The sequence below is a fragment of the Bianquea renquensis genome, assembly GCF_014384895.1.
Classification (GTDB): Bacteria; Bacillota; Clostridia; order Lachnospirales; family Bianqueaceae; genus Bianquea; species Bianquea renquensis.
Window position 1 is genome coordinate 53,040 of sequence record NZ_JACRSQ010000010.1, and the last position, 22,471, is coordinate 75,510.

Annotated in this window: 21 protein-coding genes; 7 read left to right on the forward strand and 14 right to left on the reverse strand. The window is 53.6% G+C overall.

What is annotated here, in order from left to right; all coding sequences use genetic code 11:
* Nucleotides 1-37 precede the first annotated feature (37 nt).
* From H8730_RS08300 to H8730_RS08310, 3 genes are all read left to right on the forward strand, one after another.
* A complete protein-coding gene (locus tag H8730_RS08300; RefSeq protein ID WP_249289683.1) occupies nucleotides 38-3,433 on the forward strand; it encodes an alpha-L-rhamnosidase in 3,396 nt (1,131 codons plus the stop codon).
* 75 nt (nucleotides 3,434-3,508) lie between these two features.
* Nucleotides 3,509-4,510, forward strand: coding sequence for a glycoside hydrolase family 130 protein (locus H8730_RS08305; protein WP_249289684.1), 1,002 nt, complete (start codon nucleotides 3,509-3,511; stop codon nucleotides 4,508-4,510).
* A 28-nt stretch (nucleotides 4,511-4,538) separates the two neighbouring features.
* The gene (locus H8730_RS08310; protein ID WP_249289685.1) at nucleotides 4,539-7,625 is read left to right on the forward strand and encodes a type 1 glutamine amidotransferase family protein; all 3,087 of its coding nucleotides are present in this window, start codon (nucleotides 4,539-4,541) and stop codon (nucleotides 7,623-7,625) included.
* Between the two features lie 77 nt (nucleotides 7,626-7,702).
* Here the strand turns inward: H8730_RS08310 and H8730_RS08315 are convergent, their stop codons facing one another.
* The 12 genes from H8730_RS08315 to H8730_RS08365 all read right to left on the reverse strand — a co-directional run bounded on the left by H8730_RS08315 (nucleotide 7,703) and on the right by H8730_RS08365 (nucleotide 13,293).
* Nucleotides 7,703-8,020: a hypothetical protein gene (locus tag H8730_RS08315; RefSeq protein ID WP_249289686.1), complete on the reverse strand. Its 318-nt coding sequence runs from the start codon at nucleotides 8,018-8,020 to the stop codon at nucleotides 7,703-7,705.
* Between the two features lie 84 nt (nucleotides 8,021-8,104).
* Nucleotides 8,105-8,332 (reverse strand): hypothetical protein, encoded by a 228-nt coding sequence (locus tag H8730_RS08320; RefSeq protein WP_249289687.1) that lies wholly within the window; start codon nucleotides 8,330-8,332, stop codon nucleotides 8,105-8,107.
* Between the two features lie 93 nt (nucleotides 8,333-8,425).
* Entirely contained in the window at nucleotides 8,426-8,860 is a 435-nt protein-coding gene (locus H8730_RS08325; RefSeq protein WP_249289688.1) for a hypothetical protein, read from the reverse strand.
* On the reverse strand, nucleotides 8,842-9,075 hold the full coding sequence (locus H8730_RS08330) for a hypothetical protein (RefSeq protein WP_249289689.1): 234 nt from the start codon (nucleotides 9,073-9,075) through the stop codon (nucleotides 8,842-8,844). The genes H8730_RS08325 and H8730_RS08330 overlap by 19 nt, the downstream gene beginning before the upstream one ends.
* Nucleotides 9,062-9,289: a hypothetical protein gene (locus tag H8730_RS08335; protein WP_249289690.1), complete on the reverse strand. Its 228-nt coding sequence runs from the start codon at nucleotides 9,287-9,289 to the stop codon at nucleotides 9,062-9,064. Before H8730_RS08335 ends, H8730_RS08330 begins: the two co-directional genes overlap by 14 nt.
* 3 nt (nucleotides 9,290-9,292) lie before the next feature.
* Nucleotides 9,293-9,610 (reverse strand): hypothetical protein, encoded by a 318-nt coding sequence (locus H8730_RS08340; protein ID WP_249289691.1) that lies wholly within the window; start codon nucleotides 9,608-9,610, stop codon nucleotides 9,293-9,295.
* An 88-nt stretch (nucleotides 9,611-9,698) separates the two neighbouring features.
* Nucleotides 9,699-9,824, reverse strand: a complete 126-nt coding sequence (locus tag H8730_RS17605) for a hypothetical protein (protein WP_283243913.1) — start codon at nucleotides 9,822-9,824, stop codon at nucleotides 9,699-9,701.
* Nucleotides 9,806-10,252: a hypothetical protein gene (locus tag H8730_RS08345; RefSeq protein WP_249289692.1), complete on the reverse strand. Its 447-nt coding sequence runs from the start codon at nucleotides 10,250-10,252 to the stop codon at nucleotides 9,806-9,808. Before H8730_RS08345 ends, H8730_RS17605 begins: the two co-directional genes overlap by 19 nt.
* 3 nt (nucleotides 10,253-10,255) lie before the next feature.
* The gene (locus tag H8730_RS08350; RefSeq protein WP_249289693.1) at nucleotides 10,256-10,465 is read right to left on the reverse strand and encodes a hypothetical protein; all 210 of its coding nucleotides are present in this window, start codon (nucleotides 10,463-10,465) and stop codon (nucleotides 10,256-10,258) included.
* A gap of 3 nt (nucleotides 10,466-10,468) precedes the next feature.
* A complete protein-coding gene (locus tag H8730_RS08355; RefSeq protein WP_249289694.1) occupies nucleotides 10,469-10,627 on the reverse strand; it encodes a hypothetical protein in 159 nt (52 codons plus the stop codon).
* Nucleotides 10,628-10,805: 178 nt separating this feature from the next.
* Nucleotides 10,806-11,513 (reverse strand): PIG-L deacetylase family protein, encoded by a 708-nt coding sequence (locus tag H8730_RS08360; RefSeq protein ID WP_249289695.1) that lies wholly within the window; start codon nucleotides 11,511-11,513, stop codon nucleotides 10,806-10,808.
* A 22-nt stretch (nucleotides 11,514-11,535) separates the two neighbouring features.
* Nucleotides 11,536-13,293, reverse strand: a complete 1,758-nt coding sequence (locus H8730_RS08365) for a hypothetical protein (protein WP_249289696.1) — start codon at nucleotides 13,291-13,293, stop codon at nucleotides 11,536-11,538.
* Between the two features lie 367 nt (nucleotides 13,294-13,660).
* Here H8730_RS08365 and H8730_RS08370 point away from each other — a divergent pair, with 367 nt between their 5' ends.
* The 4 genes from H8730_RS08370 (at nucleotide 13,661) to H8730_RS08385 (ending at nucleotide 19,781) form a co-directional block, all read left to right on the forward strand.
* The gene (locus tag H8730_RS08370; RefSeq protein WP_249289697.1) at nucleotides 13,661-15,286 is read left to right on the forward strand and encodes an extracellular solute-binding protein; all 1,626 of its coding nucleotides are present in this window, start codon (nucleotides 13,661-13,663) and stop codon (nucleotides 15,284-15,286) included.
* Nucleotides 15,287-15,391: 105 nt separating this feature from the next.
* Nucleotides 15,392-16,351, forward strand: a complete 960-nt coding sequence (locus tag H8730_RS08375) for an ABC transporter permease (RefSeq protein ID WP_249289698.1) — start codon at nucleotides 15,392-15,394, stop codon at nucleotides 16,349-16,351.
* A 22-nt stretch (nucleotides 16,352-16,373) separates the two neighbouring features.
* Entirely contained in the window at nucleotides 16,374-17,282 is a 909-nt protein-coding gene (locus H8730_RS08380) for a carbohydrate ABC transporter permease (RefSeq protein ID WP_177718132.1), read from the forward strand.
* A gap of 234 nt (nucleotides 17,283-17,516) precedes the next feature.
* The gene (locus H8730_RS08385) at nucleotides 17,517-19,781 is read left to right on the forward strand and encodes a helix-turn-helix domain-containing protein (RefSeq protein WP_177718131.1); all 2,265 of its coding nucleotides are present in this window, start codon (nucleotides 17,517-17,519) and stop codon (nucleotides 19,779-19,781) included.
* 20 nt (nucleotides 19,782-19,801) lie between these two features.
* On the opposite strand, the gene H8730_RS08390 is transcribed toward H8730_RS08385, so the two are convergent.
* Both H8730_RS08390 and H8730_RS08395 read right to left on the reverse strand, forming a co-directional pair.
* On the reverse strand, nucleotides 19,802-21,157 hold the full coding sequence (locus tag H8730_RS08390; RefSeq protein WP_177718130.1) for an MATE family efflux transporter: 1,356 nt from the start codon (nucleotides 21,155-21,157) through the stop codon (nucleotides 19,802-19,804).
* Nucleotides 21,158-21,317: 160 nt separating this feature from the next.
* Nucleotides 21,318-22,391, reverse strand: coding sequence for a uroporphyrinogen decarboxylase family protein (locus H8730_RS08395; protein ID WP_249289699.1), 1,074 nt, complete (start codon nucleotides 22,389-22,391; stop codon nucleotides 21,318-21,320).
* Between the last annotated feature and the right edge of the window lie 80 nt (nucleotides 22,392-22,471).

Sequence of the window (22,471 nt, forward strand, 5' to 3'; positions counted from 1 at the left end):
GTATACTGATCCCAATAGGGACAAAGGAGGACAGAAAATGGGCAAAACTTCGTGGACAGTGTATGACTTACAGGTAGAGGCGATGACAACACCTCTAGCTATCGATTGTGATATGCCAAGGTTTTCATGGAAGCTAGGGAGCAGAGCGCGGGGGACGATGCAAGCGGCCTATGAGATTCAAGTCTTTCTGGAGGACACAGGAGAGTTGGTGTGGGACAGTGGGCGTGTGGAAGAGGCGTGGACCTCGGAGATTTCGTATCAGGGCACAGCCTTGCGCCCTCGTTCATCGTACCGGTGGACTGTGACCGCCTGGAATATGGAGGGAGATGCCGCTCTCGCCGAAGACCGATTTGAGACAGGACTGATGGATGCGAGAGAATCGGCTTGGGAGCCAGCCGTCTGGATAGGCGCGCCGAGACCGGGCTTATGCGCAAATGTTAAGGGAATTTTTTGGATTGAGGCGAGATTGCGGATTCCGGAGGGAAGCTGTCAGGCGGGCATCGTATTTGGAGCCAAGGATTTCCGGCTCCTGGACCGCACAAAAAATACCAGCTGGATCCAGGGTGAAAACTACATCTCCTATGAATTGGACATTTCCAAAGTGCCAGCTAGGCTACATATTTACCGCGTGGGCTATCACCCGGATGATAGTGCCCAGGTGCCATTTGCCTCGGTTGAACTGCCCCAGGGCATCATGGATGAATCCAGACATCAGTTTCACACGCTGGCTGTGGAGGTCCGCGGCAATATAGCGCTGGCCTATGTGGACGGCACGCTGGTGGATTATGAGACAGCGAACGACGGAAGCTGTCGGGGCCGGCAGTTAAATCCGTTAGGGCAGAATGACGTTATAACCTTTCCGCGGTTAAATGAGATCGGATTCACCGCCGCGCCAGGCAGTGCCGGAATCTTTCAATCGTTGTTGGTACGAGATATTCGAACTCCAAAGGCGGTTTTGATCCAGGAGGATGCGGAGTGCGAAGACAGCATCTTTGCGAAAGCCATTGAGGAAGGACGGCTGGAAAGAACGGAGGAAGGATTCTTGCTCTGCGCGGAGAGAGGGAGGACACTGGTGACCGCGGATCCAAGCCATACTTCCGAACCCATGCTTCGCCGCGATTTTATGGTAAGGAACGGCGCGGCATTAAAAAGGGCGCGACTGTATGTAACCGCCAGGGGAATTTACGACGGGTACGTGAATGGAGCGCCGCTGACGGAGGATTGGTTTACTCCCGGCGCATCCCAGTATGATAAGCATATTCAATATCAGGTCTACGATATCACGAAACGGTTACAGCCAGGTGCCAACGCCATGGGCTTCTATCTTGCCTCGGGCTGGTGGAGTGATGCGCAGACCTACACCTTGATGAATTACAACTATTTTGGGGATCGCCCTTCCCTGCTAGCCATGTTGGAACTGCGCTATGAAGATGGGACTCAGGAGGTGATCGGAACGGACTGTGAGTCATGGCGATATTCCGGAGAGGGGCCAGTTCTGTACGCGTCCAACTTCCACGGAGAGCAGTATGATGCAAGGCGAGAAGCCGAAATTTCCGCCTTCTCAACGGCTGCCTATGCCCATGAGGCGTGGAGCGCGCCCGCCCGGATTCATCCAGTCCCGATACCGGAGGAGGAGCAGGCGCAGCCGTGGCCGGCGCCAAATCATACGGACCCGGAGATTACGGCACAGATTGGGCCCTCTGTGGGCGTCGTGGACATTCTGACAGCTAAATCCATGAGGCAGCCGCAGCCCGGTGTGTATATCTATGACCTGGAACAGAATATAGCTGGCGTTCCGAAGATCCGTCTTCACGGCAGGCCGGGACAGGTGATCCGGTTCCGATATGGGGAAATCGTATATCCTCCCCTAAACGACTATGGACCGCTGGCAGGGCTGATTCTGACAGAGAATCTACGGGATGCCAGCGCCATGGATCTCTATATCTGCAAGGGGGATCCCCAGGGGGAAGAGTTCTTTCCTAAGCTGACCTTCCATGGGTTCCGCTACGTGGAGATTACAGGGGTGGAGGAACCACCCGCCCTGGAGGATGTCACATGCGCGGCCCTCTCTTCCATCCGAACTCGGACTGGGGACATCCAAACCTCCGATCCCTTGGTCAATCGACTGTTTCGCAATATTTGCTGGTCCCAATCCGCCAATTTCATCAGCATTCCCACAGATTGTCCCCAGCGAAATGAGCGCCTTGGATGGATGGGAGATGCCCAGGTCTTTGCCAAAACAGCGGGATACAACGCCGATGTGCGCCATTTCTATTCCAGATTTCTACAGGCCGCCCGAGATTTACAGTCGCCGGAGGGCCAGTATCCCAATATCGCACCGGTGGGGGGAGGCTTCGGCGGCATTGCCTGGGAGAGTGCCGGCATCATCGTGACCTGGGAAACTTTTCAGCAGTACGGGGATCGACGGATTGTGGAAGAAAACTTTGACGCCTGTATGCGCTATATCAAGTATCTGAGAAGCAAAGGCGAGCCAGTGCTTCTTCGGAAGGTGGGGCCGCTGGGCGATTGGCTTGCTTCGGATATGAGCACGGACAATCTGCTGATTTGGAACGCGATCTACGCCTATGATGTAAAGATCTTGGCTAAGATGGCGCGGGCCATTGACAGACAGGAGGAGGCAAAGGTGCTGGAGAACCTATTCCAGCAAATTCAGGAGACTTGGAATGTGACATTTGTGGATAACACCACAGGTAAAACTAGGTCCTGGGATGGCCAGATCAATGACACACAGTGCTCCTATGCGTTGCCGCTCTCCTACGGGATCTTTACGCGTGAGAATGCAGGTAAGGCGGCGGAACACTTGGCCAGAAGGACGAGAGAAGTTGGCCATAAAGTAACTACGGGTTTTTTGGGGACGGCGCCGCTGAACCCCGTCCTATGTGACTATGGGTACTCTGAAGATGCCTATGCCCTGCTCTTCCAGACGGAATATCCATCGTGGCTGTACTCGGTGACACAGGGAGCGACCACCATATGGGAGCGCTGGAATTCCTACACGGTGGAAAAGGGATTTGGCGGAAATAATAGCATGAATTCTTTCAATCACTACTCATTAGGTGCCGTGGGAGCATGGCTATATGAATATGTTTTGGGGATCGCCAGGGATGAGGAAGCGCCAGGATTTTCGCGGTTTATTCTCAAGCCCTGCATACAGGGTCTTGCGTATGCCAACGGGTTTTATGAGAGTATTCACGGCCGGATTGAAAGCGGCTGGGAGCGGACAGAGGGGGAAATCCGATACTTCGCTGGGGTTCCGGCGGGCACGGAGGCAAGGCTCTATCTCCCGGCCGGGGATATTGTAGAGAACGGAGTTACAGCCAGTGAGGCAGAGGGAATACAATACCTGGGCCGCGAGGGGAACTGCTGTGTATATAGCCTAGGAAGCGGTGAATATTCTTTCACGATTCGATAAAAAAATCTTGAAAACTTTCGGCAAACCGTGTAAACTATGGCGTAAAGGAATCGATAGGAAAGGACATGCAAAAATATGGGAAAAGTATTGCCGGAGCTGGTCTCTTCCCCACTGGTGAAGCGGTATCAGAAGGGAGAGCCAATTTTATCTAAGAAAGATATCCCCTATGGGGCAGACTGCATCTTCAACGCAGGGGTATGCAAATTTGAGGGCCAGTATGTTATGGCCTTCCGGGATGACTATGACTATGTGCCGGAGAGAGGCTGCTTCAAACATTGTGTGATCGGTCTGGCCTTTAGCCGGGATGGAATGCACTGGGATGTTCAGAAGGAACCTTTTCTGACGGTGGAGGCTATGGACGATCCGGATATCACTCGTGTCTACGATCCTCGGCTGACTGTGATTGACGGCCGGGTGTACTTATGTTTTGCGGTGGATACGAACCATGGGCTTCGGGGCGGCATTGCGGTCACCGATGACTTCCAAAAGATAGAGGTTCTGTCCCTGACCGTGCCAGATAATCGAAACATGGTATTGTTTCCAGAAAAAATCGGCGGCCGGTATGTAAGGCTGGAGCGCCCCTTCCCTGTATACTCCAGAGGGGGAAGAGACCGGTTTGATACCTGGCTATCCTACTCGCCGGATCTCCGATATTGGGGTGACAGCAAGTTGGTGCTGCCGGTGGAGGCGGTCCCTTACGCCAACGATAAGACGGGACCTGGCGCACCCCCCATCAAGACGGATAAAGGCTGGCTGACCCTATTCCACGCGGTGGATATCGATCCCAACCGAGGAAAGAACGGGTGGGAACAGGCTTGGAGAAAGCGGTACTGTGCCGGTCTAATGCTGTTGGACCTGGAGGATCCCAGCAAGGTTATCGGATTATATAGAGAGCCACTTTTGGCGCCGGAGACAAGGTGGGAGGTTGACGACGGGTTTCGAACCAATGTCATTTTCCCAGGCGGTATGATCCTTGAGGAGAGCGGCGAAGTCAAGATCTACTACGGCGCATCGGACACCGTGGAATGTCTGGCGACAGCAGACGTTCGAGATCTGCTATCGCTGGTCATGGGATAAAGGAGAAACAGAATATAGGAGGATGGGTATGGACGCAAATTGGGAAGCACAATTCCAAAATCCGCCGTCAAAATTCCGCGGCGCTCCTTTTTGGGCATGGAACTGTAAGCTGGACAAGGAGCTGATGACGCGGGAAGTGGACTATTTTAAAGAGATGGGGCTGGGCGGCTTTCACATGCATTGCCGCACAGGAATGGACACTCCCTATCTGAGCGATGAGTTCATGGATATCGTGCGGGCTGTGGTGCAGAAGGCGGAGAAGGAGAATATGCTGGCGTGGCTTTATGATGAAGATCGATGGCCATCGGGTTTTGCCGGCGGCCTGGTCACTAAGGATGAGCAGTATCGCAGCCGGTATCTGGTTTTTACGCCGGTCAATCAGGATACGCGCCATGACAATAGTCAGATCTTGACGTCTGGGATGTCGACTATGTCCAGCGGACATGGAACCCTGTTAGCGCGTTTCGATGTAAAGTTGGAGGATGGGTTCCTCAAGGGGTATCGCCGGCTCAAGGATGGAGAAGACGGTGAGAATGTCTGGTATGCATATATGGAAATTTCCCTGCCGAGTCCCTGGTGGAACAATTATACGTACTTGGATACGCTGAACCCTAAGGCAGTGGAGCGATTCGTGGAGGTGACCCATGAGCGGTATAAGGAGGCGGTGGGCGATTATTTCGGCACTGTGATCCCCGCAATCTTTACGGATGAGCCGCAATTTGCCCATAAGACGACCCTCGGTTTTGCTGGGGAGAAAAAGGAAGTTATCCTTCCATACACAGACGATATTCCAGATAGCTATCAGGAACAGTACGGCGAGGATTTCTTTGACACACTGCCAGAACTATTCTGGGAGCTGCCTGATGGAAAGATTTCCGTCGCTCGGTACCGGTACCATGATCACATAGCGGAGCGGTTTTCCAGCGCCTTTGCGGACACCGTTGGAGGATGGTGCAAGAGGAACGGCCTGGAGTTGACGGGGCATTTGATGGAGGAGCCGACACTGGAATCTCAGACCCATGCTCTCGGGGAGGCCATGCGGTCCTACCGGAATTTCCAGAGACCAGGAATCGATATTTTGTGTGACAACCGAGAGTATTCCACGGCGAAACAGTGCCAGAGCGCTGTCCATCAGTACGGTTACGCCGGTATGACCAGCGAGCTGTACGGTGTTACCAACTGGGACTTTGATTTCCGCGGCCATAAGCTTCAGGGAGACTGGCAGGCGGCTCTTGGCGTTACCACCCGAGTTCATCATCTGTCCTGGACGAGCATGGCGGGAGAGGCGAAGCGGGATTACCCGGCCTCTATTTTCTATCAGTCGCCGTGGTATAAGGAGTATCCGCTTATTGAAGATCATTTTGCCAGAGTCAACACTGCATTGACCAGCGGAAAACCGGATGTTAAAATTGGGGTGATTCACCCCATCGAGAGCTACTGGCTGTACTGGGGACCGAAGGAGCAGACGGCGGCTAAGCGCCAGCAGATGGAGCAGCAGTTCTCCCAGATTATTGAATGGCTTTTATTCGGCCTTCAGGATTTTGATTTTATTGCGGAATCCCTGTTGCCGTCCCAGCAGCCGGAATTGATGGAGGGGAAGACCTTTGACGTGGGCGAGATGGCCTACGACGTGGTCATCGTGCCGGGCTGCGTCACCCTGCGGTCGACGACCGTTCAGCGGCTGCAAGCCTTCGTCGAGGCGGGTGGTCAGGTGATTTTCATGGGGGAACCTGCGAAATATATGGACGCGGTTCCGTCAACGGTTCCCGCCCAGATTGCAGCCCAAGCGGCGCGCATTCCTTTCGACCGGACAGCGCTGATGGAGATGCTGGAGCCAGTTCGGCAGCTGGACATCCGGACTGAGAGCGGGGCCAGATCCAATCGATATATCTATCAGATGCGGACAGATGCGGAGGGGAAATGGCTGTTTATCGCAAACGGTAAAAAGGCGGAGAAACCAGACCGTCCGCTTGTCAACCAAATCCATATTCTGTTGAATGGCGTGTATACACTGGAGGAATATGACACACTCCGCGGAACCCACCGCACCGCTGCTGTTGGCTATGAGAATGGAAAGACAGAGCTGATTCGGGATCTCTATGAGCATGATAGCCTGTTGCTCCGCTTAGAGCCTGTGACCAAAGCGGCGGATTGCCCGGCGCCCGCTCCAGCAAAGAGCCAGTGGACGCGCCTGGAAAAAGTGTGGGGACCGACACCTGTTACCTTGTCGGAGCCCAACGTGCTGTTGCTTGACATGGCGGAATACTCACTGGACCAGGAAGCGTGGCACGATACGGAAGAGGTACTCCGGATCGACAATATTTTGCGGGCGAGGTTGGGCTATCCGCTGAAGATGGAAGCCTTCGCCCAGCCCTGGTCTGTGGAGAAAACGCGGACCCCAGAGCATTCACTTCGCCTGCGGTTCCACTTTGACGCCAAAGTTGCAGTGGATAAGGCTCAGCTGGCACTGGAGACGCCAGAGCTCTGCACAATCACCTTCAATGGTAAACCGGTGAGCAATACGCCAGTCGGATATTTTACCGACATGTTCATCAAGACTGTGGAGCTGGGCGCCATTCAGAAAGGGGACAATACCCTACTTCTGGAGATGCCCTATATGCAGGAGTCTAATCTGGAGTGGTGCTACGTGCTGGGGGATTTCGGCGTGGAAGCGCGCGGCGCTAGAGCCTGGGTGACGGAGCCGGTGCGGAGTTTGGATTTCAGCGATTGGACCCATCAGGGACTTCCCTTCTATGGAGCGAACGTGACTTATGAGTGGACTGTGGACGTGGAGGATGGCGAGTACGCCGTGGAGATCGATAAGTTCCGTGCGCCGGTCATCGCAGTGGCGGTGGACGGGAAAGATGCAGGTCGAATCGCCTTGCTGCCCTACCGAGTTGAACTGGGGCATCTCAGCGCAGGCCGCCATACCATTTCCATCAAAGTGTTTGGAAATCGGTTTGGCAGCTTTGGACAGCTTCATTGCAGCATGGATACCGTTTACTGGTGCGGGCCAGGCGCATGGCGGACCAAGGATGCGGAGTACAGCTATGAGTATCAATTCCGTAGGACCGGATTGCTTATGGCGCCGGTGCTGTTGAAGAAGTCCATATGAATGCGAAGGGGCTGTCAGGAAAAGGATAGTCCTGCCCCCCTACATATATTGGAAGACTGCCCGTCGGCGTGCATTTTTCATTCAGTATCCCCGCCGGCATGATCGTTTTGGCGCTGGCGGCGGAAAATTTGGCACCGTGTGCCCGCTGGTCGCTGCCGTTGTTCGCCATGCCGGCGTGCATTTTTCGTTTTGTATCCCCGCCGGCATGGTCGTCTCGCCGCTGGCGGCGGAGAATTTGGCACCGTGTGCCCGCCGGCCGCTGCCGTTGTTCGCCTCACCGGCGTGCATTTTTCGTTTTGTATCCCCGCCGGTGTGGTCGTTTTGGCGCTGCCGGCGAGGAATTTACCACCGTGTGCCCGCCGGCCGCTGCCGTTGCTCACCTCGCCGGCGTGCATTTTTCGTTTTGTATCCCCGCCGGTATGGTCGTTTTGGCGCTGCCGGCGAGGAATTTACCACCGTGTGCCCGCCCGTTGTTCGCCTCACCGGCGTGCATTTTTCGTTTTGTATCCCCGCCGGCATGGTTGTCTCGCCGCTGGCAGCGGAGAATTTGGCACCGTGTGCCCGCTGGTCGTTGTCGTTGTTCGCCTCACCGGCGTGCATTTTTCATTCAGTATCCCCGCCGGCATGATCGTTTTGGCGCTGGCGGCGGTAAATTTGCCACCGTGTGCCCGCTGGTCGCTGCCGTTGTTCGCCATGCCGGCGTGCATTTTTCATCCCATTTCCCCGCCAGCTAGTTTGTCTCGCCGCTGGCGACGGAGAATTTGGCACCGTGTGCCCGCTGGTCACTGCCGTTGTTCGCCTCACCGGCGTGCATTTTTCGTTTTGTATCCCCGCCGGCATGGTCGTCTTGGCGCTGGCGGCGGAGAATTTGGCACCGTGTGCCCGCCGGTCGCTGCCGTTGCTCGCCTCACCGGCGTGCATTTTTCATTCAGTATCCCCGCCGGCATGATCGTTTTGGCGCTGCCGGCGGGAATTTGGCACCGTGTGCCCGCCGGCCGCTGCCGTTGTTCGCCATGCCGGCGTGCATTTTTCGTTTTGTATCCCCGCCGGTATGGTCGTCTCGCCGCCGGCAGCGAGGAATTTACCACCGTGTGCCCGCCGGCCGCTGCCGTTGTTCGCCATGCCGGCGTGCATTTTTCGTTCAGTATCCCCGCCGGCATGATCGTCTCGCCGCTGGCGGCGAGGAATTTACCACCGTGTGCCCGCCGGCCGCTGCTCACCTCGCCGGCGTGCATTTTTCGTTTTGTATCCCCGCCGGTATGGTCGTCTCGACGGTGCCGGCGGGGAAATTTGGCACCGTATGCCCGCTGGTCGCTGCCATTCCTCGCCATGCCGGCGTGCATTTTTCGTTTTGTATCCCCGCCGGTACGGTCGTCTCGCCGCTGGCGACGGAGAATTTGGCACCGTGTGCCCGCCGGCCGCTGCCGTTGTTCGCCTCACCGGCGTGCATTTTTTATCCCGTATCCCCGCCGGCATGATCGTTTTGGCGCTGGCGACGGAGAATTTGGCACCGTATGCCCGCTGGTCGTTGCCGTTGTTCGCCATGCCGGCGTGCATTTTTCATTCAGTATCCCCGCCGGCATGGTCGTTTTGGCGCTGGCGGCGGTAAATTTGGCACCGTGTGCCCGCTGGTCGTTGCCGTTGTTCGCCTCACCGGCGTGCATTTTTTATCCCGTATCCCCGCCGGTATGGTCGTCTCGCCGCTGGCGGCGGAAAATTTGGCACCGTGTGCCCGCCGGCCGCTGCCATTGCTCGCCATGCCGGCGTGCATTTTTTATCCCGTTTCCCTGCCGGTATGGTCGTCTCGCCGCTGGCGGCGAGGAATTTACCACCGTGTGCCCGCTGGCCACTGCCGTTGTTCGCCTCACCGGCGTGCATTTTTCGTTTTGTATCCCCGCCGGCATGGTCGTCTTCGCGCTGGCGGCGGAGAATTTGGTACCGTGTGCCCGCTGGTCGCTGCCGTTGTTCGCCTCACCGGCGTGCATTTTTCATCCCATTTCCCCGCCATCTAGTTTGTCTCGCCGCTGGCGGCGGTAAATTTGGCACCGTGTGCCCGCTGGACGCTGCCATTCCTCACCATGCCGGCGTGCATTTTTCATTCAGTATCCCCGCCGGTATGGTCGTTTTGGCGCTGGCAGCGAGGAATTTACCACCGTGTGCCCGCTGGACGCTGCCATTCCTCACCATGCCGGCGTGCATTTTCCGTTTTGTATCCCCGCCGGCATGGTCGTCTCGCCGCTGGCGGCGGGGAATTTACCACCGTGTGCCCGCCGGCCGTTGCCGTTGCTCACCTCGCCGGCGTGCATTTTTCGTTTTGTATCCCCGCCGGCATGGTCGTCTCGCCGCTGGCGGCGGGGAATTTGGCACCGTGTGCCCGCTGGTCGCTGCCGTTGTTCGCCATGCCGGCGTGCATTTTTCATCCCATTTCCCCGCCAGCTAGTTTGTCTCGCCGCTGGCGACGGAGAATTTGGCACCGTGTGCCCGCTGGTCACTGCCGTTGTTCGCCTCACCGGCGTGCATTTTTTATCCCGTATCCCCGCCGGCATGATCGTTTTGGCGCTGGCGGCGGAGAATTTGGCACCGTGTGCCCGCCGGCCGCTGCCGTTGCTCGCCTCACCGGCGTGCATTTTTCATTCAGTATCCCCGCCGGCATGATCGTTTTGGCGCTGCCGGCGGGAATTTGGCACCGTGTGCCCGCCGGCCGCTGTCGTTGTTCGCCATGCCGGCGTGCATTTTTCGTTTTGTATCCCCGCCGGTATGGTCGTCTCGCCGCCGGCAGCGAGGAATTTACCACCGTGTGCCCGCCGGCCGTTGCCGTTGTTCGCCATGCCGGCGTGCATTTTTTATCCCGTATCCCCGCCGGCATGGTCGTCTTCGCGCTGGCGGCGGAGAATTTGGCACCGTGTGCCCGCTGGTCGCTGCCGTTGTTCGCCATGCCGGCGTGCATTTTTCGTTTTGTATCCCCGCCGGTCGCTGTCGTTGCTCGCCTCACCGGCGTGCATTTTTCATCCTATTTCCCCGCCAGCTTGTTTGTCTCGCCGCTGCCAGCGGTGAATTTGTCTTCCGCTGGCCCCCTGCCTTTTCTCATCTCGGCGGCGTGCAAAAAGGGGGCTGCCGGGAAATCGATAGCTCTACACAGAGGGTGTCCCAAAAGTCATGAAATGACTTGAGGGACACCCTTTATCTCGGAAGAAGCCTGTAATCGGCCACAAATCCCAGGGCTTGAAACGCGATAAACCCTTCGGCATAGTGACAGCCGCACTGGTATCCGCGAAAGCGCGATTGGGCCCGCATGGAATCCAGATACTCGTCCTTCAGGAAGCCCTCCATCCAGGCCATTTGACTCTGGTGACAGGCAATCGCCGCGAGCTTTTGCTCCATCATAGGTGTGATGTCCACATAAACCTGTGGTTCAAACTTAAAGCCGCCTGGAATGTCCCAGAAGAAGAGGGCCGGCATTTTATTCATGGGAGGTTCCGCAGTGGGGACCAGCTTTGCTCCCACAACCAACAGGACTTCGGTGATGAGTTTGGAGGTCGCCGCATGGTCCGTGCTGGTATCAGCGGGAGAGTGGGTCAGGATGACATCCGGATTCGCCCAGCGGATGGCGTTGAGAAAGGCGTTTCTAGTCTCCGGTGTATCGCGGAGTTCCTCGTCATCAAAGCGCAGGAATTTGACCTTGGCCTCTAGCGGAGCCGCTGCCTGGAGCTGCTCCTTTTCCCGAATCGCCGCGATTTCTTCCCGGGAGGCGTGACAATTGGAGCCAATGTTTCCGCTGGTGGAGAGGGCAATAAAGATGGTATCTCCCTGGGCGCGGTATTTCATCAGCGTACCGAAGCACATCTCTTCCACATCGTCCGGGTGCGCTCCGAATGCAAGAATATTCATCAAATGTCTCCTCCTTTGCGCTTCAATTCAAAAATGAAAATATCAATATGTCCCCGGGGGCAAGGACAAAGGTGAGACTGCGGTCATCCCGTTTCAGGGATGCGGGGTCGCCAACCAATACATGAATTTGGGTGTGCGAAGAGGGCAGGGTCGCGGTGACACGGATGGCAGCTTCCGGAAGGGTGTATTCGCCTGTGGCGACGGTGCGCTCAACACCCTCGTTGTTGAAGAAGGTGGCAATCCAGCGGCTGGAGGACTTGTTCAGCATCCAAAACGGCGAGCCCTCCACTTGGATCGGCGGCAGCGTCTGGATACGTTCCTTAAGTTCTCTGTGCAGCCGGCCCAAATCGCCGGACGGTAGAATCCGGGACGAGTGTTCTCGGTTTCGGCTTAGGAAGGCGTCGCCCCCGGTCAGATCGATGAGATACGCATAGCGGTGGAAAAGGCCAGGGTCATCCTCATAGACGAGATCAAACAGATCGCCAAATTCCGAATTTGTGATGGCCCTGGCATCGTAGTGCCCCTCTGGGCGCGAATCCACCCTTTGATATACCATGCGCAGGACATCGTACACGTGCTGTTCGATCCGCTGATCCTCCATCAAGGGGAACTCTTCGTAAAATCGGTAGAAATTGCTGCCTTTTGCAATCTGATTCAGATTGACGATTTTCATTTCAGCGGGGAGCACAAAGGCAAAGGGGGTGTAGGGATCTCCAGGCTCCGGGTATTTCTGTGCAAAATCGATGAGTTCCTTTTTGATCAGGCCGTAGGGGGTCAGTTCAAAGTCGTTCCAGTCGTAAAAGGTGTTGCAGGCGCCCCATTCCTCTGCCAGAAATTTCGCCCCCGCCAGAAAGGCGTAGTAAAAGATGCGGCGCAGCAGGGACATGGAGCTGCCGCCGTTTTCTCCGGCAGGGCCATAGGCGGAATTCTCCCGCTCCGTGACGTTCCACTCATTGACTAGCTGCGCCGGCGGATCCTTTTTATAGTAGCAGCAGCTGAAGGGCGTGCCTCCCCACGGCTCCTGGTAGGCGCCGAAGGGGATCCCTCTTGATTTTGACATGCCGCGGACAAGAGCAAGCTGAACCCGCACAAAGGGAGCCTGCGCACCGATCTCGGGCATGGAATGGCGCAGTCCGTTTTCATATTCTAACCGGCTGCACATAAAGCAGGAATCGGCCGCCAACAGATGGCCGTCCACGGAGGCCTGCCGTTTGCGGAATAGTTCGCGGAGGACGGCGATCATAGTGCCGGAGTCTGTGAGCAGCGGCGCGGCGGTCCACTCCTCTGCGGTCAGAGCTTCCAGATAAATCCTTCCATCTTGATCAGGAAAAGCTGACAGGACGGCCTGCTCTATATTGGACACGGTCCACTCCATCCTCCTGGCGGCGGCCGTTGAGGCGTCGAAATTCTCATAGGAATGGAAATCTCCTACGATCTTGTGATAGTCGGAGAGCAAGTTGGAGGCCCACTCGTGCATCTGAAATCCAAGAAACCGTTCCCCCAACAGGAGGTCGTAGTACTCGATCAAATTTGTATCATACTGATAGGGATAGAGAAAAGTTCCGCCCTGTAGGCGGTCCACAAAAAAGGGCCGGTTGGCTTCCTGTATGATTTCATGTAGCCGGCCACCGGGGGAGGCCAGCACATTGAAGCGGTGTTCCGGCGCAATGGTATCGCACTGGATCATTTTGACGCCGCTGGCATCGTTTATCAAGCCCCGTTTAATAAGCCCGTCCCAAAAATTGGTTTGGGGGATATATGTGTGAACAAAATGAAACATGGATGTGATCATTCCTTTCTTTGCGGTTATTTTCTATCCTTTATCTGAAAACCGAAGGTTCTTCTCCCGCCTCCATTATAAAAATTCCTCTTCTAAAAAGAAAGGGAATTTTTTTTGATTTCTGGGACGATTTTTAATGCATTTCTGTCAAAAGGCAGGGATAAAACGACTCAATATAGAGAAAAATAAAAAATGACATAGAATAAATTAAAATATGGACTAGACCAGTTGACTAAATTTTTGTAATATGAAGCCATGTTTTTGTTATTTTTTGTGTACGCATAAGGGCCCAGCCGTAACTCAAAATGCAAAAATTATTTCAATCACAGAACAGAAGATTTCTCAATTTAGGAGGTATCGTTGTACTATGATGAATATGAAAAGGCATCATCGCATACTTGCGGCACTGCTGTGCGCTCTTATGGTCTTGGGAGCAGGAGCCTGCGGCAAATCATCCGACGATAGTTCGTCCGCGTCATCATCGGAGGCATCCGGGACCCAGTCCTCTTCCCCTGATTCTGCCAGTTCGGATTTGGCGTTCCCTCTCACAGGAGAGGGTGAAACCCTGACCTATTATGCCGCATTTGGCGGTAACAATCTTATGACGGGATATGCGGAGTCTGAGCTATACAAGGAGTTGGAGGCCAGGACCAATGTTCATATTGAGTTTGAATCGCCCTCCGGGGATGTCCAGCAGGCCTTCCAACTTCGCATCACATCAGATTCTCTGCCCGATATTATGGAAAATGTTATAGGTTATTATACAGGAGGGCTACAGGGGCTCATCAACGATGAGTATGCTATTAGGCTCAACGACCTGGTCTCCCAGTACGCTCCGGACTACCAGAGGCTTCTGGACGAACACGAGGACTTCCGCAAGGATGCCACACTGGACAGCGGCGATATCGGGGCCTTCTACATGTGTGCCTATGACTATACGGAAACGAAGCTGGAAGATCCATGGGCCGGCCTTAAGGTTCGCTCCGATTGGCTCACGGAATGCGACTTGAAGGTCCCGACCACCATCGAGGAGCTGACCAATGTGCTGCGGACCTTTAAGGAGAAGAAGGGTGCGTCAGCGCCAATGAGCGGGTTCCCTGCCTATGAACAATACTATGACTTTATCCTCGGGGCATGGAATATCAGCCATTCCTTTTTCCAGAGGGATGGTAAGGTTGACTATGGCCCCATCACCGAGGAATTTAAAGAGTACATTCTACAGATGAAATCCTGGTACGATGAGGGATTGCTGGACAAGGAATACCTGACCCGGGATAGCGCCGGCATCGATGTTCTGATTGGCCAGGATCAGGTGGGAGTTTTCCAAGACACCGAAATCCCGGAGGTTGCGGAAGTTCAGCAGGCGATCCCCTTCCCAGCGCTGGAAAAGGGTGCGACCCGCGCCCTGGGTATGTCGCAGTCTGCGGCCAGAGACGGTGTGTACGCTGCATTCATCACGACCTCCTGCAAAAATCCGGAGCTGGCAACAAAATGGCTTAACTATGCGTACAGCCGGGAAGGTGCATTGCTCTTCAACTACGGCATCGAGGGAACGACCTACACCCTCGACAGCAACGGCGATCCGCAGTACACAGACTTGGTGACGGTGGAGGGGGTGGAGGATGCCAAATGGTGGTCCTACTGCAATGGATATTATAGCCGTATCAACGGGCCCATGCTGAAATGGTTCGACGCCATCCCCTCGTATCACATTGAAAGCAATCCAGCGAGGGAAAATGGCGAAGTGTGGGCTACCGGCATCAGCTATGAGACGCAGCTGCCCAACCTCACCTTGTCCATGGAGGACTCCCAGCGCCTAAGTACCATCATGGCCGACATCGACACCTATGTTGAAGAGCAGAACCATCGGTTTATCATGGGACTCAATTCCATGGACGACTATGATGCATTTGTAGCCCAGATTAAATCCTATGGCATTGACGAAGCCATCGAGCTCTATCAGAAAGCGCTAGATGCCTATAATGCGCGGTAAATTGCCGGGCTAAAGGCTAGGACTATTGAAATATTCAGTGTGCCGGTGTTCCATCCGCTACCGTGTGTCGGTGGACACCGGCCTTATGAAGGAGGTGTTTGGGCCATGTCCAATGTGAAAGCCGCACGGATCCCCAAGGGGCAAATGGGCGGGAAGAGCTTTCAGCACAGGCTGGGGCGCGATGTATCGGTCAACAAGTATATATATCTTATGCTGGTCCCCGTCGTCGCCTACTATATCATCTTCTGTTATGTCCCCATGTATGGAATCTTAATGGCCTTTGAGGACTACCGCCCCCGGACTGGAATCATAGGGAGTCCATGGGTAGGATTGAAGCATTTTCGAGCCTTTTTCTCCAGCGATTATATAGGCCGGTTGATTCGCAATACCCTGTTGATCAATATTTATTCCTTGCTGTGGGGATTTCCGGCGCCGATCATTTTTGCGCTGCTCTTGAACGAGTTGAAGGGTAACGTATTAAAACGGTATGTACAGACGGCGTCGTACCTGCCGTATTTTGTTTCCACCGTTGTCATCTGCGGTCTGTTGCGCAGTTTTTGCGCATCCTATGGCCTGTTCAACAGTATCGGGGCGCTTTTTGGCGCGGAGAGAGTGGACTTGCTTTCCAAACCGGAGTATTTTCGGACAATCTACATAGGGTCCGATATATGGCAGGGCGTTGGCTTCAGCAGTATCATTTATATTGCGGCGCTGACCAATGTGGATCCGGAGCTCTATGAGGCGGCGACCATTGACGGCGCCGGGCGGTTTCGCAGGATGCTCAATATCTCCATTCCGGGGATTATGCCGACCATCACCATTCTCCTAATCATGAATGTAGGATCGCTGATGAGCCTTGGATATGAAAAAATCATCCTGCTCTACAACTCGTTGACCTATGAGACGGCGGATGTCATCAGCTCCTTTGTATATCGCCGTGGCATTGTGAGCGGAGATTACAGCTTCAGCACCGCCGTGGGGCTCTTTAATACGGTTGTCAATTTCGTTCTAATTTTGCTCGCCAACACAGTCGCCGGCAAAGTTTCAGAGACAACGCTCTTTTAAAAATAGGGGGAAAGGATGTAGTATGTTGATTCGATCCAGGCATAGAGAGACGTCAGCAGAGGTGGCGTTCAATCTATTCAACAGAATATTTTTGTTTCTTCTCAGCCTCATTTTTTTATATCCCTTTTGGTATGTCGTCATCTGTTCCATCAGCAGTCCGTCAGCGCTGCGGGGAAGCGTTGGGATCATTTTATGGCCAAAAGAGATTACCTGGGCCGGGTACCGGGTTTGCTTTAATAACCCCAACATTTGGATGGGCTATAAAAACACGTTTCTTTATGTTCTGATGGGTACATCTATCAGCATGGTTCTGACCACTCTGGGAGGATATGCCCTTTCCCGTCCCAATTTGATGCTGAAAAAGCCTGTCATGATTCTCATCACCATCACCATGTTTTTTGGCGGGGGATTAGTCCCCACATATATGCTGATCCGCAACCTTGGGATGATCAATACCCGCTGGGCCATTGTCCTTCCGGGGGCGCTGAGCACCTACAACATGATCGTGATGCGGACCTCCTTTCAGGGAATCCCCGTGGGCATGATCGAGTCAGCGAAAATCGACGGCGCCAACGATTTCCGTATTTTATGGAGCATTGTTCTCCCCACCTCAAAGGCTCTGCTGGCAGTTATCGCGCTGTTTTACGGGGTGGGCATGTGGAACAGCTGGTTTTCGGCCTCTATCTACCTGCAGGATCGGGAGCTTTTTCCGCTGCAGATTATATTGCAGGAGATCATCATCAAAAACAGTCCGATCAGCGCCGCCACAGTGGGGGGCGCACTGGATAACATGAATCAGGATGACTATTATACGCGCACGCTGTTGCAGTACAGTACCATTATTGTCTCCTCGCTCCCGATTATCTTACTGTACCCCTTTTTGCAGAAGTATTTTGTAAAGGGCGTCATGATCGGCTCCATCAAAGGGTGAGAAACACTATAGACGTAGGCTCTCGTTACAGCCCAAGCGAGAGTTTGCGTTGTTTTTATTGTGTTTCTTCACAGAACGGTCATTCCAGTTGCAAGGTTTGATTTTTCGCTGATTTGATGGTATACTTTTTTTGTGTCGGCGAGGTCGCTCGGCCGGTAAATGCCGCCTATGCCATTTGGCAAGAATCTATAAATCTGTTGCGATCGAAGCAGGACGGAAATGGGAGAAGGAGCGATGAACGTGCAAGGTAAGCCAAAATCCAGAAGTGTCATCCGATTTTTTTTGACGGTTGGCATTCCAGCGACTTTTCTTTTTGTCATAGCGGTGTGCATTTTTTTTTATTATATTCTTTTATCGCTGCAAAAAGAAAGCAATAACCTGTACAGCCATTATGTGCAAAACGTTGGACAGGAATTTGACAATGCGCTAACGCTGCTATATAAACAGTCTTACAGGCTCAAACACGACGGCGAGATTGTCTCCTATGTATCGGCGGCGGAAAAAAGCTCAAGCCAGTCCATCTACTCCTCGTATAAAATCATACAGAAATTTAACGCCCTGAACTCTCTGTATCAATACGCCGACAATACGTTTTTGTATGTGAGGGATAGCGATTCCGTCATCGGGAATGGGTCACACAACAGCAGCGGCCTATACTATGGTGAAAATTACGGGGATACGGGGATCAGCCTAGAAGAATGGCATGCCATCATTTCCTCCGGCTCCGCCAACGGGATCTTTTGGAATTACAATCCCAGCGCCAACAGCATGATTCTCGTGGATTCGCTGGGCAATTTGTCCGGCAACATTGTAACATGGGTGAGCATGGATCCGATTGAGGCGCAGTGGCTTGAGGCGCTGCCGGATCATTCCAGTGTGCAGATTGTTTCAAGGAAGAGAAATATGGTATACTCCAGCGAAAAAGACGGCGATAATGTGGACTATTTTGCCCGCTTTGATAGCGAGGAAACGGTAAACTGCCAGAAGACTGTCATCGGAGGCCGTAAATTCGTTCTATTTTCATCGCGCTCCGCCATCTATGATTGGAGCTATATTCTGGCGATCCCCTCCAATATGATCTATCAAGCGCCCCAGATGCTGGCAATCATGGCAATCTTCATGCTTGCATTTCTGATTTACATCTGCCTGATGAGTTACCATATTTTACACAATAATTATCATCCCCTCAAGCGGATCGTGCGGCTTTTAGGCGATAGCCGGGTATCGGAAAGCAGAGAAACCCAGAATGAGTACGCAGTGATTGAAAGCGCCCTTCTCCAGATGATTCAGGCGAATGAGGAGATTTCCAGTGTGGTTATCAAGCAGGAAAAAGACCTGCGAGAATACTTTCTGACAGGTTTGCTGCTGGGAATGTCGCAACAGTGGAGTAGCCGGCAATGGCAAGAATTTGCCACTCTTTTCCCAAATTTAAAGGGGCCGGGGATCTTGCTTTCCCTTACAGATTGTGTGCAGGAGGATCTTGTAGGCAGTTTTTACACGGCCTTTCTCTCCCTCCCCTCCATTCAAAATGCCGCGGGGATCTACCGCGTCTCCGTTGGCAGTGCCATTGTGTTTTTACTGGTGGGCCAGGAGAAGGGCGCTGTGTCACAGCTGGAAGAGGACGTGGATACTTTGCTAAGGGGCGTCAATGAGGACAATGGCTCCCATATGAATTGTATGATCAATTTCTGCAAAGATTTCCAGACACAACTGGCGGAGTCCTACAATGAAATCGTCGTTATGCAGAAAATATGCGATAAAACGCCGGATAAGTTCGCCTATTCCTATTCCTGTGATAAGGATGATTTTAAGAAGGTGGTGCAGCAAAACTGCTCCCTTTCACTGCAAAACGAACTTATGGAACTTATGGATAAGGGAAAGTGGAAAGAGGCGAGATACCTGGTCTCTTCCGCCGTGCTCAAGATCGTCAATTCCCCCATCGCATCCGCTAAAGAAGTGGCAAACAGTATGATGTTTATTGTTTTCAGCAATGCGTTTGAAAGGTGGGGCGAAGAAAAGGGCGTTACCTTTACGGCGATTTTGGCGGGCTCCGCGGATCATCTGATCAAGAACATATTGTCAGCGGATACAGTCGAAACGCTGTTGGAGAGCTGTAATGACTGCCTGCGCTGGTTTCAGGATAAAAGGGCCGAACATGATCAATATGAACAGTCCAAGTATGACAACAGTATGATTTCAGAAATCTGTACGTACATACAAGACAACTTTAAAACGAGGGACTTAAACGTGTCGATGCTGGCGGATACCTTCCATCTGAGCTTGCCCTACCTTTCGAAGCTATTCAAGGAGACAACGGGCTATAACGTTCTGGAATATATCTGCCTTGCCCGGTTAAATTATGCCAAATCTCTGCTGCGCAGCACGACGTATAGCATTCAATACATAGCGCAGGAGGCCGGATTTAACGATTCAAAACGGTTGGTACAGCTGCTGAAAAAGTATGAGGGTGTCACGCCCAGCGAATTTCGAAAACAATAGCCGTCGAATGCTATTGCCCCTCATCGCGTCACATTCCGCAGCCATTTCTTGCTTTTATACCGGAGTGTCGTCAGGGGCACTTTGATCAGCTCGTCCCCCATGATGACCACATATACGGCGGGGACGCTCCAGTGGAACACGAAGGCAAAAATTGCTCCCAGGAGGATGGATCCGCCCCACATAGTGGACACATCCATGATTAAGCCAAACTTTGCATCTCCCCCTGCGCGGAAGATGCCCACCACCATGGTGGTATTGTAGGCTTGCGCGATGACGTAATAGGACATGATGAGCATCATAATGGACATGTACCGGTGTGCCTCCGGCGTCACGTTCATGGTGGCCATGACGATGGGACGGACCAGGAGAATAATCAGGCCTCCGGCGACGCCAGCGACCAAGGTCAGCTTTACAAACCGATTGGCATAATCCTCTGCGCGCCCATAGTCATTTTCTCCGATTTTTTTCCCGATCATGATGGCAGCCGCGTTGGCAATGCCAAAGGCCACGACGGTGGCTAGGTTGCGGGTGACCTGGGCGACAGAGTTGGCCGCAACGGCGGAGCTCCCCATGTGGCCGATGATAACAGCATTCATGGAAATGCCGGCCCCCCACATCAATTCGTTGAGCGTGACGGGGAGGGAATACCGGACAAAATCCGATAGAAGTGGCTTGTCGCGGACGAAGATGTCCCTGGCGCGAAAGCGCACCACCTTATTGCGGGCGGAGTAGAGCAAAACAATGGCCAGCTCTGCGCCGCGGGCGATGGTGGTGCCCAGGGCCGCGCCGGCAATGCCCATTGCGGGGCATCCCAGGAGGCCGAAGATAAAGATAGCGTTGAGGATGATATTGAGGAAAAGGGATACCAGATATACCACCGTGGATATGATGACCCGCTCCACACTTCGCATGATGTTGAGATAGATGATGGTGATGGACATGAACAGATAGGAGGGCGCTACAACGCGAAGATATCGGGCTCCCTGCTCAATGACCTCCTTCTCGGGGGAGAAGATCCGCATGATTGGATATGGGAAGAGCAGAACCGCCGCCGTAAAGATAATGCCCACGATGAGGGCAAAGCGGAGGGCGATGCCCATGACGATTTCGATGGTGCGGGTATCGCCCTTCCCCCAGTACTGGGCTGTCAGAATCGCGGCTCCGGATGTGAGACCGAAGAAGAATAGGGTGAGAATGAACTGCACCTGCCCGGCCAGGGAGGAACCCGATAGAGCCGTTTCACCCACCTTACCCAGCATAATGACATCGGCCGAGGTGACGGCCACGTTGATGAGATTTTGAAGCGCCATGGGAAGGACGAGGGCAAAGACAGATTTGTAAAAGACTTTCGATTCGGTGGATAGGTTGATTGACATACTGAATCTCCTACATATAAAAGACTGAGATACCATACGTTTACAAAAGTTCCAAACATATGCATAAACGTCATTATATCACAGATTCATTGTCGTGTGCAATGGGTTACCCTCAATATGTGGAATCAAATCCCTTTGGCGGTGGTGTCTGGGAATTCAATCAGTAGGTCCCTAGCTCTAGCCCTCGTTTGATGAAGTATTCGTAGGTTTCATACTGTACAGTTCTCGGGATGGAGTGATCGCTGTGGAGGACATAGTTGTACCCCTCCTTGACAAGCGGTATCTTGCTTTCCAACTCTTGGTCGATGACCGCTCGGTCGTTGGTGTACAGCGTGCGCACATCGATTCCACCCATGAAAGCAATTTGATTGCCATAGGTCCGGTGCAGCTTCAGAAGGTCCATCCCGGCTTTGACCTCGATAACCTGTAGGCAGTCGATGCCGGCATCGATCATGCCAGGCAGCAGGGGCTCCACATAGCCGCAGGAGTGCATGATGACGGGGAGGCCGTGTTCCTTCGCGAAGCCTATGGTATGGGTGTGGCTAGGCTTGATGATTGCATCGTACATGGCGGGCGACATAAAGGGGCTTCCCTTGTAGCCCATGTCCTCATAATACCAGATTCCGTCTGGATAGCCTTCCTGATCAAACAGCATAGTCTGCAAATCGACGGTGAGCTTGGCGTAGGTCTGTGCCATGTCCGTGATCCAGTCAGGGTCCAATGCCATGCCCACCAGCATATTTTCATGGCCGCAGACGGGATGGATGCTTTCAAATACGTTGATGCCACTCCAGACAAAAAATCGCCCTGCTTTGGCCGCCTCAGCTTTTGCATTGCGGTATGCCTCAAAGTTAATCCGGCGCGGCTCCGCCTTTAAAAGGGGCTTGATCAAACGCTCCCAGTCCTCCCGCTCCTTAACTTTAAAATCCACGTGTTCCGGAGTCGCATCGTGGAATTTATGCTGGCGGAGGGTGGCTCCGTTGCCGTCCAGATAGGTGATGGTGTCCTCTGTTTCCGCTACGGTCTGCCGCTTAAAATCCAGGTCTGCCACTGTGGTGAATGGCCAGCATTCTTGCATATCAAACTGAAAATGCGCTTCGAAGGATTCATCCTGCCGAAGATAGCCCTTTTCGTGCCACTCTCTGTGGGTGTCGCCCCAAAAATGCTCGTATAGTCCGATGCGGTCCACAGGCTCATGCCTGAGAATCCGCGTCATTCGCTCTTTTCCCGTCATTGTCTCCGCTCCTTTGAAAAGGGATTTATTTGTAGTATGATAGCACAGAATTCGAAAAAACAGTATAAATATTATGTTGA